We start from the raw sequence: 13181 nt of genomic DNA, 5'->3' as shown, positions 1-13181 counted from the left end.
TCGACGATCGTGCCATTTCCACGTCCTGAGCGGGTGCAGCCGCTGACGCTGGCCGCGGTGGCCGAGGTCCTGGGATCCGACGCGGCCCGCCTCGTCGACCCCTCGACCGAGGCGGTCGCGGTGACCGGTGTCTCCCTCGACACGGCCACCGTGCGTCCCGGCGACCTGTGGGCCGCGCTGCCCGGCGCCCGCGTCCACGGTGCCGACTTCGTGGTGGCGGCCGCCGAGGCGGGGGCGGCTGCCGTCCTCACCGACGCGGACGGCGTCTCCCGGATCGCGGCGAAGGGGGTCGACCTGCCCGTCATCGAGGTGGCCGGTCCGCGCTCGCGTCTGGGCGAGGTCTCCGCGGCGATCTACGACAGCGCGGCGGTGATGCCCACGATGTTCGGCATCACCGGCACCAACGGCAAGACGACGATCGCCTACCTGATGGTCTCGGCGCTCGAGGCACTCGGCCACACCACGGGTCTGATCGGCACCATCGAGACCCGCGTGGGCGACCAGCGGATCAAGTCGGTGCGCACGACCCCGGAGACGACGGACCTGCACGCCCTGCTGTCGGTCATGGGGGAGCGGGGCGTCGACGACTGCGTCATGGAGGTCTCCAGCCATGCGCTGACGCTCCACCGCGTCGACGAGGTCGTCTACGACGTCGCCCTCTTCTCCAACCTCAGCCAGGACCACCTGGACTTCCACCTGACGATGGAGGACTACTTCCGGGCCAAGGCGAGCCTCTTCACGCCGCAACGCTCCCGGCAGGGCGTGGTGTGCGTCGACGACGAGTGGGGCCTGCGCCTGGCGCAGGAGGCCAGCGTCCCCGTCACCACGGTGACCTCCCGTCTGGATGTCGAGGCCGACTGGGTGATCGGCGGCGATCCGCGCGAGAACGACCTGACCCTGACCGGCACCGACCGGACGCTCCACCTGCGCTCGGCACTGCCCGGCGACTTCAACCGCGTCAACACCGCGATGGCGGCCGTCGCGCTCATGCTCTCCGGCGTCGCACCCGACGCCGCCGCCGAGGCGATCCTCACCCGCCCGGACGTCCCCGGGCGGATGGAGCTGGTGCTCCCCAGTGACGTCACGCGCGCCGACGCGGACGATCTGCCGACCGCCCTGGTGGACTTCGCGCACACCCCCGACGCCGTCGGTGCGGTGCTGTCGGCGCTGCGCCTGCAGACCAACGGCCAGCTCGTCGTCGTCCTCGGCGCCGGTGGCAGCCGTGACCCGGGCAAGCGCGCGGGGATGGGCGCCGCTGCGGCCGCGCACGCCGACGTCGTCATCGTCACCGACGACAACCCCCGCGACGAGGACCCACGGGTCATCCGCGCGGCCGTCGCCGACGGTGTCTGGCCACGCTCCCGTGCCCGGTTGGAGAACGTCGCCGGGCGCACCGCGGCGATCGAGATGGCCGTCGAGTTCGCCTGCGAGGCCGGACCCGGCGCCACCGTCGCCGTCCTGGGCAAGGGCCACGAGCAGGGTCAGGAGGTCCGCGGCGAGGTTCGCGACCACGACGACCGGGTGGTCCTGCGGGCCGCCCTCGACCACCGGAGCGTCACGGGATGATCGCCACGACCTTGGGCGCCGTCGCCGACATCACCGGCGGGCGCCTGCACGGATGCAGCGCGAGCGAGGCCGACACGATCACCGTCGACGGCCCCGTCGTCACCGACTCCCGCGAGGCGGCCCGCGGCAGCCTCTACATCGCCCGTGTGGGGGAGAGCGCCGACGGCCACCAGTTCGTCCCTGCCGCGGCGAAGGGTGGCGCGGTCGCCGCCATCACCACCCGCCGGGTCGACGGCCTGCCGGCCGTCGTCGTCGAGGACGAGCAGGCAGCCTTCGTCGCCCTGGCGCGACACCTCGTCGACTCCCGCCCGGACCTGACCGTCATCGGGATCACCGGTTCCTCGGGCAAGACGAGCACCAAGGACCTGCTCGGCTCGGTCCTCGACGTCGACGGCGAGACGGTCGCCCCGCTCGGCTCCTACAACTCCGAGGTCGGGGTGCCGCTGACCGTCTGCCGGATCACCCCGGCGACCAGTCACCTCGTCGTCGAGATGGGGGCCCGCGGCATCGGGCACATCGAGTACCTCACCCACATCGCCCCGCCGCGCATCGGGATCGTGCTCAACGTCGGCCACGCCCACGTGGGTGAGTTCGGGTCGCTGGAGGCCGTCGGCCGCGCGAAGAGCGAGCTTCCCGCCGCGCTGCCCCGGGACGGGGTGGCCGTCCTCAACGCCGACGACCCGGTCGTCGCCGGCATGGCCGCCCGCACCCGGGCCCACGTCGTCCTCGTCGGCGAGTGCGAAGGGGCCACCGTGCGCGCCACGGACGTGACCCTCGACGAGGCCGGCCGCGCCACGTTCACCGTCACCGCCCCCTTCGGCACCGCGCAGGTGACCCTGGGCCTCGTCGGCCGCCACCACGTCGGCAACGCCCTGGCCGTCATCGCCGCCGCCCACGCCGCCGGGATGGACCTCGACCCGATCGTCACCGCGCTGGCCGCGGCGCGGCCGTTGAGCCGCTGGCGGATGGAGGTCACCCGTCGCCGGGACGGCGTGACCATCGTCAACGACGCCTACAACGCCAACCCCGACTCGATGTCGGCCGCCCTGCGCTCGGTGGCCGGGATGGCCACGCAGGGCCGTCGCTGGGCCGTTCTCGGGGCGATGCTCGAGCTCGGTGACGACGCGCCGGTCCTGCACGCGCAGGTCGGGACGGAGGTCGCGCAGCTGGGCTTCGACGAGCTGCTCGTCGTCGGCCGGGACGCGCAGCCACTGGCCGACGGTGCCCGTGGGGTCGCAGGTGAGGGCCCGCGCGTGCGGACCGTTCCCGATGCCGACGCCGCCGAGGACCTGCTGGACGAAGAACTCTCGAGGGATGACGTCGTGTTGTTCAAGTCCAGCCGAGACGCCGGGCTACGGTGGCTCGGAGATCGAATCGTCCAGAGGGAGGCCCGCGCATGAAGGCGGTGCTCATCGCGTCCGTCGTGTCCCTCGTCGTGGCCCTGCTGGGTACGCCGATGTTCATCAAGTACCTGGTCAAGCAGGGGTACGGACAGTTCATCCGCGACGACGGACCCGACTCGCACCACACCAAGCGTGGTACCCCGACGATGGGCGGTGCGGTCATCATCCTCTCGACCGTCGCTGCCTACGTCATCGCGCACCTGGTGCTGTGGTCGCCCCCCACCGCGAGCGGCATCCTCGTGCTCTTCCTCATGGTCGGCCTGGGTGCCGTCGGTTTCGCCGACGACTACATCAAGATCAGCAAGCAGCGCAGCCTCGGCCTGAAGTCGGGGGAGAAGCTCGTCGGGCAGGGCCTCGTCGGCGTGACCTTCGCGGTCCTGGCCCTGCAGTTCCCCAACGAGGGACTGCGCACGCCGGCCTCGACGCACGTCTCCTTCGTCCGCGACCTGCCGCTCGACCTGTACTTCGCCGGACCGGTCATCGGCATGCTGCTGTTCATCATCTGGTCCAACCTGATGATCGCGGGTACCTCCAACGGCGTGAACCTGACCGACGGCCTCGACGGCCTCGCGACCGGGTCCTCGGTGATGGTCTTCGCCGCCTACGTCGTGATCTCGATCTGGCAGTTCAACCAGAACTGCCAGATCAACCCCGGCAGCAAGTGCTACGACGTGCGCGACCCGCTCGATCTCGCGGTCGTCGCTGCAGCCGGCACCGGGGCGTGCTTCGGCTTCCTGTGGTGGAATGCCTCGCCGGCGAAGATCTTCATGGGGGACACCGGTTCGCTCGCGCTCGGTGGCGCCCTGGCCGGCCTGGCGATCCTGTCGCAGACCCAGCTGCTCATCGTCCTGCTCGGCGGCCTCTTCGTCACCATCACCCTCTCGGTGATCATCCAGGTCGCCTCCTTCAAGTCCACCGGCAAACGGGTCTTCCGGATGGCGCCGTTGCAGCACCACTTCGAGCTGCTGGGGTGGCAGGAGGTCACGATCGTCATCCGCTTCTGGATCATCGCCGGGCTCTTCGTCGGCCTCGGTCTGGCCGTCTTCTATGCCGAGTGGGTCGTGGGGGCCCCCTCGTGACCGGGGCGTCCGCCGGGACCGCCCGCAGCGCTCGACTGGCCGACCTGACCCATCGCGATGCCGATTGGTCCGGGCTGCGCGTCGTCGTCGCCGGGTTGGGGGTCTCCGGCTTCGCCGCCGCCGACTCCTTGCTCGAGCACGGCGCCCGCGTGCGCGTCGTCGACGCGGTGGCGCCCGAGCCCGGGTCCGACTCCATGCTGGCCCAGCGCGCGCAGGTCCTCGACGTGCTGGGGGCGCAGCTGCTGCTCGGGGACGGCGCGCCCGAGGCACTGCCGGGTCCCGCCGAGGAGATCGACCTCGTCGTCACCTCCCCGGGGTGGCCCCCGCACCAGCCGCTGCTGGCGGCCGCCGCGGAGGCCGGCATCCCCATCTGGGGCGACGTCGAGCTCGCCTGGCGGATGCGACCGAGCCAGGGCGGCGCGCCCTGGCTGCTCGTGACCGGCACCAACGGCAAGACGACTACCGTGCAGATGCTCACCGCGATGCTGCAGGCAGCCGGACTGCGTGCGGCCAGCGGTGGCAACGTCGGCACGCCCGTCATCGAGCTGGTGCAGGACCCGCAGCCCTTCGACGCCATCGCGGTGGAGCTGTCGAGCTTCCAGCTGCACTGGACCCACTCCCTTCGCCCCCTGGCCGCCGCCTGCCTGAACATCGCGCCCGACCACATCGACTGGCACGGCTCGTTGGCGGCCTACTCCGCCGACAAGGGCAAGGTCTTCTCGGGCGCCGAGGCCGCCTGCGTCTACAACGTCGAGGACCCGGCCACCCGCCGCCTGGTCGAGGAGGCCGACGTCGTCGAGGGCTGCCGGGCGATCGGCTTCACCCTGGGCACGCCGCAGCCGTCCATGCTCGGGGTGGTCGAGGAGGTCCTCGCCGACCGGGCCTTCGTCGAGGACCGGCAGCAGTCCGCTGCCGAGCTCGCCACCCTGGCCGATGTGCAGGGCGAGGCGCCCACGCTCGCCCCCCACCTCGTCGCCAACGCGCTTGCGGCTGCCGCCCTGGCGCGTGCCTGCGGGGTGCCACCGATCGCCGTGCGCGAGGGACTGCGCGCCTGGCAGCCCGAGCCCCACCGGATCGCCCACGTCGCCAGCTGTGACGGCGTCCAGTGGGTCGATGACTCCAAGGCGACGAACCCGCACGCCGCCCGGGCCAGCCTGCTCGCGCACGAGCACGTCGTCTGGGTCGCCGGGGGACTGCTCAAGGGCGCCGACGTGGAGGAGCTGGTGGCGGCAGCCGCCCCCCGGCTGCGCGCAGCCGTGCTCCTCGGACGGGACCGGGAGCAGATCGCCCGGGCGCTTGCCCGACACGCGCCCGAGGTCCCGGTGATCGACGTCGCCACGACGGACACTGAAGCCATGGACCTCGTCGTCCGGCACGCGGGTGCTCTCGCCCGGCCGGGTGACGTCGTGCTGCTGGCCCCGGCAGCGGCATCGATGGACATGTTCGACAACTACGGGGCCCGCGGCGATGCCTTCGCCGCAGCGGTGGATCGGTACGTGCAGGAGGGGTGACGTGAGCAGCAACGCAGCGACCGGACGTGGTCGATCTGCGACGCGCCGCGGTCGCCGGGACGGCAACCTGCTCGATCAGTGGCTGGCCCGCTTCGAGTCGCCGACGACGACCTACTACCTGCTGCTGGGCATCGTCGGGCTGCTCGTGGGCATCGGGCTGGTCATGGTGCTCTCCGCCTCGATGATCGTCTCGCTGAAGGAGAGCGACTCCTCCTTCACGATCTTCCTCAAGCAGTTCGTCTTCGCCGTCCTCGGCGCCATCGTGCTGTGGTGGGCCGCGCGACGCAGCGTGGCCTTCTGGAAGTGGTTGGCCCTGCCGGCCCTGCTGGTCTCGATCGTGCTGCTCGCCCTGGTCTTCTCGCCCCTGGGCTTCGGCTTCCAGGGCAACCGCAACTGGATCGGCGTGGGACCCTTCACCCTCCAGCCCAGCGAGATCGCCAAGCTCGGGTTGGTGCTCTCCGGCGCCCTGATCCTGGAGCGCAAGCGCGAGCTGATCGGCTCGATCAAGCACGCGCTGGTCCCCTTCGTCGTCCCGATCGCGTTCGTCCTGCTCACGCTCGTGATGCTGGGGCACGACCTCGGGACCGCGATGGTCATCGCCATCATCGTCGTGGGCATGCTCTTCGCCGCCGGTGTGCACCTGCGGTGGTTCGTCGTCGGCGCCGGCCTCTTCGCCGTCCTGGGCGTCCTCGCCGCCGGCCTGGGCAACAGCCGCATGCAGCGCATCCAGATCTGGCTCGACCCGCAGGCCTGCGCCCCGGGCAGCGAGCTCTTCTACGACATCTGCCGCCAGCCGATGCACGGGCGCTTCGCCCTGGCCGACGGCGGCTGGCTCGGCGTCGGCCTGGGGGCCAGCCGGGAGAAGTGGGGCTGGTTGTCCGAGCCCTACAACGACTTCATCTTCGCGATCATCGGTGAGGAGCTGGGGCTGCTGGGCACCCTGGCCATCCTCGGACTGTTCGCTGCCTTCGCCCTGACCGGGATGCGCCTGGTCTCACGCACCGATGACCTCTTCGTGCGGATCGTCACCGCCGGCATCTGCACGTGGGTGCTCGTCCAGGCGACGATCAACATCGGTGCCGTGATCGGCATGCTCCCCGTCATCGGTGTCCCGCTGCCCTTCGTCTCCTCGGGCGGGTCCTCGCTGGTGACCACGATGCTCGCCGTCGGCGTACTCCTCAGCTTCGCGCGCGACGAGCCGGGCTGCTCTGAGATGATCGCTGCCAAGCCGTCCGGGCTGCGTGCGTTGCGCGCCCGACTACCGATCAGGAGGACCTCCACCCGATGACTGGCTCGCGCCCCACACGCATCCTCCTGGCGGGGGGTGGCACCGCGGGGCACGTCTCGCCGCTGCTCGCGCTCGCCGACTGCCTGCGGCGTCGTGACCCCGCCGTCGACGTCGTCGCCCTCGGGACGGTCGAGGGGTTGGAGTCGCGCCTCGTGCCCGAGCGCGGCTACCAGTTCCGCACCGTCCCCAAGGTGCCGCTGCCGCGCCGGCCCACGGGTGACCTCGTCCGGCTGCCCGTCAACCTGCGCCGGGCGGTCGCCGCCGCCCAGCAGGCGATCGAGGAGATGGACGCCCAGGTCGTCGTCGGTTTCGGTGGGTACGTCTCCACGCCCGCCTACCTCGCCGCCCGCCGTCTGGGGGTGCCGATCGTCATCCACGAGCAGAACGCCCGCGCCGGCATCGCCAACAAGGTGGGCGCACGATTCACCGACCACGTCGCGATGACCTTCCCGCGGACCAAGCTGCCCGGCGGACGGGTCATCGGCATGCCCTTGCGCCCCGAGATCATCGCGCTCGACCGGTACCGCGCCCGCGCCGGCGCACGCACGCACTTCGGTCTGCGCGAGGACCTCCCGGTCCTGCTGGTCACCGGTGGCTCCCTGGGGGCCAAGCGGCTCAACGACGCCTTCGCCGCGAGCGTGGCGACGCTGCGTGACGCCGGGGTGCAGGTGCTGCACGCCACCGGCGCCGGCAAGGACTTCGAGGCCGTGGGCGGGGAGCCGTCCGTGCCCTACGTCGTCCTGCCCTACGTCGACCGGATGGACCTGGCCTACGCGGCCGCGGACGCCGTCGTCTGCCGTGCCGGCGCCAACACCGTCTGCGAGCTCACGGCCGTCGGCCTGCCGGGCGTCTACGTCCCGCTGCCCATCGGCAACGGCGAGCAGCGGCTCAACGCCGCCGACGTCGTCGAGGCGGGGGGAGGGCTGCTCGTCGAGGACGCCGACGTCGACCCGGGCTGGGTCGCCACCGAGATGGTGCCGATGCTGCGTGACGCGCAGCGGCTGGACGCGATGGCCGAGGCCGCGGCGTCCGTCGGCCACCGTCATGCGGACGAGACGCTGGCCGACCTCGTCACCACCGCCTGGGTGGAGGGCGGCAGCCGTGGCTGAGACGCTCCCGCCCGTGCCGCGCAACCCGCGCTTCGACTACCTGGCCACCCGGCTCGCGCTGACCGATCTCGGCGTCGTCCACGTCCTCGCCGCGGGCGGGGCCGGGATGTCCGCGATCGTGCGGTTGCTCCTCGATGCCGGGGTGGAGGTGCGCGGTAGCGACGCGAAGGACTCCCCGCTGCTCGAGCGACTCCGCCGGCTCGGTGCCCGCATCCACGTGGGGCACGACCCGGCCCACCTCGAGGGCGCCGACACGGTCGTCGTCTCCTCCGCGATCCGCGAGTCCAACCCCGAGCTCACCGCGGCCCGGGAGCGTGGCCTGCGCGTGATCCACCGCAGCCAGGCCCTCGCCGCCGCCATGGGTGGCCAGGAGCGGGTGGCCGTCGCCGGCGCCAACGGCAAGACGACGACGTCCTCGATGCTCACCGTCGCCCTGCTCGAGGCGGGCGAGAACCCCTCCTTCGCCCTCGGTGGGGAGCTGTCGACGCAGGGCGTCAACGCCGCCCTCGGCGACGGCGCCGCCTTCATCGCGGAGGCCGACGAGTCGGACGGCTCCTTCATCGCCTACGGCCCGCACGTGGCAGTCGTGACCAACGTCCAGCCGGACCACCTCGACTTCTATGGCGACCTCGCCACGGTGGAGGCCGCGTACCTCGAGTTCGCCGCGACGATCGAGCCCGACGGTCTGCTCATCGCCTGTGCCGATGACGAAGGGTCCACCCGGCTGGCCCGCCGGGCGGCCGGGGCGGGCCGGCACGTGCTCACCTACGGCTTCACCGAGGGCGCCGATCTGCGCCTGGCCGACCCGGTGCTCGAGGGGACCAACTCCAGAGCAACCCTGTCCACGCTGTCCACCCACGGGCCGGACCGGGAGCTGGCCATCGCGGTCCCCGGACGACACAACCTGCTGAACGCGGCAGCCGCCTACGCCGCCGCGGTGGACGGGCTGGGTCTCGACGCCGAGGCGGTTCTCGCCGGCCTCGCGGCCTACGGCGGGACCCGACGACGCTTCGAGACGAAGGGGGTGGCCCGCGGGGTCACCGTCGTCGACGACTACGCGCACAACCCCGGCAAGGTCGAAGCCGTCGTGCGCACCGCCCGTGAGATCGCGGGGGAGGCGCGCCTCGTCGTCGTCTTCCAGCCGCACCTGTACTCGCGCACCCGCGACTTCGCCGACCTCTTCGCCCAGGGGCTCGCCCCGGCGGACGAGGTGCTGCTGCTCGACGTCTTCGGTGCCCGGGAGGAGCCCTTGGCGGGTGTGACCTCGCACCTGATCGCCGACCCGCTCGCTGCATCCGGGACCGCGGCCTCGGTCGTCACCGAGCAGGAGGCCCTGGAGCGCATCGCCGCCACGACCACGCAGGGCGACCTCGTTCTCACGGTCGGCGCGGGGGACATCACCGCGCTCGGCCCGCAGATCCTGCACGCCCTCGGACGTTGAGGCGGGGTCGATGGCACAGCGGTCGATGAGCCGGCCCCCAGCACGCCAACCACGCAGCGGGACGAGGGAGGCGACGGAGCGTCGCTTCGTCGAGCGCGCTGCCCGGGCCCGCGGTCTGCGGCTGCGCCGATGGCTCGTTGCCCTGCTCGTCGTCGCCGTCCTGGTCGGGCTCGGTTGGCTCCTGGGTTTCTCCTCCGTGCTCGACGTGCGCACGGTCGAGGTCACCGGGGCGCAGAAGTCCGACGCGCCGGCGATCGAGCAGATCGCCCAGCAGGAGCAGGGCAGGCCACTCGCCCGCGTGGACGCCGGCGAGATGTCGGCCCGGATCATCGACGAGGTGCCCGGCGTGAAGGAGGTGGACGTCGATCGCGGCTGGCCGCACACCCTCAACGTAAAGGTTACGTCGAGGGTTCCGGTACTGGCGGTCCGCCAGGACGAGGGCTTCAGGTTGCTCGACGGCCACGGGGTCGTCATCCGCACCGTCGCCTCGGCGCCGAAGGATGTCCCGACGGTCACGGCGCAGGGCAACACGGAGGTCTCGGGCCACGGCGTGAAGGCCGCCCGGGGAATGCTCCGGGCACTGCCCGAGGACATGCGCGATCGGGTGCGTGACGTCACCGTCGACGGGGCGGACCAGGTCAGCTTCCGCCTCGGCAGCACGACCATCGTCTGGGGTGACGCCGAGAGTCCGGAGGTCAAGGTGAGGGTCATCCCCATCCTGCTGGAGAAGAAGCCCGAGATCATCGATGTGTCAGCCCCCGGGTCCCCCGTCACGAGGGGTTAGGCTGGGCGACACGCGGGTCATGCGTTTGCTCCCCGGGCTCGGGCCGCATAACGTCACCCGCACACCGAGCGTGATCAAACTGTAACCCTGAAGTTCACCTTGAGCTTCCGGGTCGACGGCACCACCGAGCAGCAAGCAACAGGAGTCCCCGTGGCATCAGCCCAGAACTATCTGGCCGTTATCAAGGTCGTCGGCATCGGCGGCGGTGGCGTCAACGCCATCAACCGGATGATCGAGGTCGGGCTCAAGGGCGTTGAGTTCATCGCGATCAACACCGATGCCCAGGCGCTCCTGATGTCCGACGCGGACGTGAAGCTCGATGTCGGTCGCGACCTCACGCGTGGCCTCGGTGCCGGCGCGGACCCCGAGGTCGGCAAGAAGGCCGCCGAGGACCACGCCGAGGAGATCGAGGAGGTCATCAAGGGGGCCGACATGGTCTTCGTGACCGCCGGCGAGGGAGGCGGCACGGGCACGGGCGGTGCGCCCGTCGTCGCCAAGATCGCCAAGAGCCTCGGTGCCCTGACCGTCGGTGTCGTCACGCGGCCCTTCACGTTCGAGGGGCGTCGCCGCGCCAACCAGGCCGAGTCCGGGATCGGTTCGCTGCGCGACGAGGTGGACACCCTCATCGTCATCCCCAACGACCGCCTGCTCTCGATCAGCGACCGCGCCGTGAGCATGCTCGACGCCTTCCGCTCGGCCGACCAGGTGCTCCTCTCCGGTGTCCAGGGCATCACGGACCTGATCACCACCCCGGGTCTGATCAACCTCGACTTCGCCGACGTCAAGTCGGTCATGCAGGGGGCCGGATCCGCTCTCATGGGCATCGGCTCCGCACGGGGTGAGGACCGGTCCGTCCAGGCCGCCGAGCTGGCGATCTCCTCGCCGCTGCTCGAGGCGAGCATCGACGGTGCCCACGGTGTCCTCCTGTCGGTCCAGGGTGGGAGCGACCTTGGCCTCTTCGAGATCAACGAGGCCGCCCGCCTCGTCCAGGAGGCCGCGCACCCCGAGGCCAACGTCATCTTCGGCACGGTCATCGACGACGCCCTCGGCGACGAGGTGCGTGTGACCGTCATCGCCGCCGGCTTCGACGGTGGCGCCCCGACGCCGCGCCAGGACGACCGGGCCCTGGGCCAGGTCCAGTCCGGTGGGCGCAACCAGCCGACCGCCCAGCCGCAGCAGGGCCAGCCCGCCCAGCAGGGTGGTCAGCCCCAGCAGGCGCCGGTGCAGGCGCAGCCGACCCAGCAGGCACCTGCCCAGGGTCAGCCGCAGCAGGGCCAGCCCGCCCAGCAGGGTGGCCAGCCCCAGCAGGCGCCGGCGCAGGCGCAGCCGACCCAGCAGACGCCTGCCCAGGGCCAGCCGCAGCAGGGCCAGCCCGCCCAGCAGGGTGGCCAGCCCCAGCAGGGCCAGCCCGCCCAGCCGCAACAGCCTCCGGCCGCGCCGCCGCGCCAGGTGACCTTCGACGACGGTGACGACCTGGACGTGCCGGATTTCCTGAAGTGATCCTCTCTCCGGTGGGCCGGGAGCACTGCTGACGTGTTCGCCTGGCGATCGAGCGCACCGGGACCGGTGCAGGCGTTCACCGACCGGCAGGGAGGGGCGAGCAATGCCCCCTTCGCCGGCCTGAACCTCGGTGCCCACGTGGGTGACGCGCCCGAGGACGTGGCGACCAACCGTGCCCGCCTCGAGGCGGAGATCGGCATGCCGACGGTCTGGGCAGACCAGGTGCACGGCAGGGACGTCATCCACGTCACCGACGAGGTGCTGCGGGGGCCGCGCACGCCGACCGGCGCCGTCGGGACCGCCGACGCCCTCGTCACCGACCTGGCGGGGCTCGCCCTGGGCGTCCTCGTCGCCGACTGCACCCCGGTGCTGCTCCACGACGAGGGAGCCGGTCTCGTCGGGGTCGCCCACGCCGGACGTCACGGCATGACGAAGGGGGTCATCCCCGCCGTCGTCACCGCACTGCGCGACCTCGGGGCCCGTGGGCTGCGGGCCACGGTCGGTCCTTCGGTGTGCGGCCGCTGCTACGAGGTCCCCGCCGCCCTGCGCGACGAGGCCGCAGCCGTCGCAGCGGTGTCCGCCACGCTCGCGTGGCAGGGCACCCCGGCCATCGACGTCGCCGCCGGCGTCGTCGACCAGCTGAGCGGGATGGACGTCCCCCTGACGTGGGTCCCCGGCTGCGCCCGCGAGGACGAGTCCCTCTTCTCCCACCGCCGCGACGGCACGACCGGACGCTTCGCCGGGATCGTCGGCAGGCCGGCGTGAGCGCCCGTCGGGACGAGCTCGCCGCGGGGCTGGCCGCCGTCGAGGAACGGATCGAGCGGGCCTGCCGGGATGCCGGACGCCCGCGCGAGGACGTGCACCTGATCGTGGTGACGAAGTTCTTCCCGCGCAGCGACCTCGACCTGCTCGCCGACCTCGGGGTCACCGACATCGGTGAGAACCGCGAGCAGGAGGCGAGCGCGAAGCTCGCCGACGGTGGCACGCCACGCGGGGTGCGCGCCCACTTCATCGGTCAGCTGCAGTCCAAGAAGGCCGGTGCCGTCAGCCGCTGGGCCGATGTCGTCCACTCCGTCGACCGGAGCAAGATCGTCGGGGCACTCGCCCGGGGTGCGCACACCGCCGGTCGCGAGCTGACCGCCCTCATCCAGGTCGATCTCGACCCGGACCCCGCGGGGCGTCGCGGGGGAGCGCAACCGGCCGACGTGCCTGCTCTCGCCGAGGAGATCGTGGGGAGTGACTCCCTTCGCCTCGGGGGGCTCATGGCCGTCGCGCCCCTCGGAGGCGACCCGGACGAGGCCTTCGCCCGGCTGTCGGCTCTCGCGCAGCGACTGCGGGAGGACCACCCGCGGGCCGACCGGATCTCCGCGGGCATGAGCGGTGACCTGGAGGCGGCCGTGCGCCACGGTGCGACACACCTGCGTGTCGGGACGGCAATCCTCGGAGTTCGTCCGTCCCAGCGGTAACTTCGGTACCGACGACGAGGACTACGAAGTTGTA

General features: G+C 72.0%; 11 protein-coding genes. All 11 read left to right on the top strand.

The window, feature by feature from the left end:
• The first annotated feature begins 9 nt into the window (after positions 1 to 9).
• The 11 genes from BJY20_RS02110 (at position 10) to BJY20_RS02060 (ending at position 13147) form a co-directional block, all read left to right on the top strand.
• Complete coding sequence (locus BJY20_RS02110; protein ID WP_185990013.1) at positions 10 to 1566, top strand: UDP-N-acetylmuramoyl-L-alanyl-D-glutamate--2,6-diaminopimelate ligase; 1557 nt, start codon at positions 10 to 12, stop codon at positions 1564 to 1566.
• Positions 1563 to 2966: a UDP-N-acetylmuramoyl-tripeptide--D-alanyl-D-alanine ligase gene (locus BJY20_RS02105; RefSeq protein ID WP_185990012.1), complete on the top strand. Its 1404-nt coding sequence runs from the start codon at positions 1563 to 1565 to the stop codon at positions 2964 to 2966. Before BJY20_RS02110 ends, BJY20_RS02105 begins: the two co-directional genes overlap by 4 nt.
• Positions 2963 to 4048 (top strand): phospho-N-acetylmuramoyl-pentapeptide-transferase, encoded by a 1086-nt coding sequence (mraY, locus tag BJY20_RS02100; RefSeq protein WP_185990011.1) that lies wholly within the window; start codon positions 2963 to 2965, stop codon positions 4046 to 4048. The genes BJY20_RS02105 and mraY overlap by 4 nt, the downstream gene beginning before the upstream one ends.
• The gene (gene murD / locus BJY20_RS02095; RefSeq protein WP_185990010.1) at positions 4045 to 5559 is read left to right on the top strand and encodes a UDP-N-acetylmuramoyl-L-alanine--D-glutamate ligase; all 1515 of its coding nucleotides are present in this window, start codon (positions 4045 to 4047) and stop codon (positions 5557 to 5559) included. The genes mraY and murD overlap by 4 nt, the downstream gene beginning before the upstream one ends.
• Before the next feature lies 1 nt (position 5560).
• Complete coding sequence (gene ftsW / locus BJY20_RS02090) at positions 5561 to 6847, top strand: putative lipid II flippase FtsW (protein ID WP_343062740.1); 1287 nt, start codon at positions 5561 to 5563, stop codon at positions 6845 to 6847.
• Positions 6844 to 7956: an undecaprenyldiphospho-muramoylpentapeptide beta-N-acetylglucosaminyltransferase gene (gene murG / locus BJY20_RS02085; RefSeq protein ID WP_185990008.1), complete on the top strand. Its 1113-nt coding sequence runs from the start codon at positions 6844 to 6846 to the stop codon at positions 7954 to 7956. The genes ftsW and murG overlap by 4 nt, the downstream gene beginning before the upstream one ends.
• The gene (gene murC / locus BJY20_RS02080) at positions 7949 to 9397 is read left to right on the top strand and encodes a UDP-N-acetylmuramate--L-alanine ligase (protein ID WP_343062739.1); all 1449 of its coding nucleotides are present in this window, start codon (positions 7949 to 7951) and stop codon (positions 9395 to 9397) included. Before murG ends, murC begins: the two co-directional genes overlap by 8 nt.
• Positions 9398 to 9407: 10 nt before the next feature.
• Complete coding sequence (locus tag BJY20_RS02075) at positions 9408 to 10181, top strand: cell division protein FtsQ/DivIB (protein WP_185990006.1); 774 nt, start codon at positions 9408 to 9410, stop codon at positions 10179 to 10181.
• A gap of 150 nt (positions 10182 to 10331) precedes the next feature.
• Positions 10332 to 11681, top strand: coding sequence for a cell division protein FtsZ (gene ftsZ, locus BJY20_RS02070; protein WP_185990005.1), 1350 nt, complete (start codon positions 10332 to 10334; stop codon positions 11679 to 11681).
• 33 nt (positions 11682 to 11714) lie between these two features.
• Positions 11715 to 12446 carry a purine nucleoside phosphorylase YfiH/LACC1 family protein gene (locus tag BJY20_RS02065; RefSeq protein WP_343062738.1) on the top strand — a complete coding sequence of 244 codons (732 nt, stop codon included), beginning with the start codon at positions 11715 to 11717 and terminating at the stop codon, positions 12444 to 12446.
• A complete protein-coding gene (locus tag BJY20_RS02060; RefSeq protein WP_185990004.1) occupies positions 12443 to 13147 on the top strand; it encodes a YggS family pyridoxal phosphate-dependent enzyme in 705 nt (234 codons plus the stop codon). The genes BJY20_RS02065 and BJY20_RS02060 overlap by 4 nt, the downstream gene beginning before the upstream one ends.
• Positions 13148 to 13181: the final 34 nt, after the last annotated feature.

Origin of the sequence: Janibacter cremeus (assembly GCF_013409205.1) — a bacterium.
Lineage (GTDB): Bacteria > Actinomycetota > Actinomycetes > Actinomycetales > Dermatophilaceae > Janibacter > Janibacter cremeus.
The sequence above is the reverse complement of the archived record's forward strand: the minus strand, read 5'-3'. Positions and strand labels throughout refer to the sequence as shown.

Bases quoted from the DNA above. Each gene is read 5' to 3' on its own strand.
- BJY20_RS02105 (WP_185990012.1), top strand. From the start codon at position 1,563: ATGATCGCCACGACCTTGGGCGCCGTCGCCGACATCACCGGCGGGCGC.
- mraY (WP_185990011.1), top strand. From the start codon at position 2,963: ATGAAGGCGGTGCTCATCGCGTCCGTCGTGTCCCTCGTCGTGGCCCTG.
- murG (WP_185990008.1), top strand. From the start codon at position 6,844: ATGACTGGCTCGCGCCCCACACGCATCCTCCTGGCGGGGGGTGGCACC.
- BJY20_RS02075 (WP_185990006.1), top strand. From the start codon at position 9,408: ATGGCACAGCGGTCGATGAGCCGGCCCCCAGCACGCCAACCACGCAGC.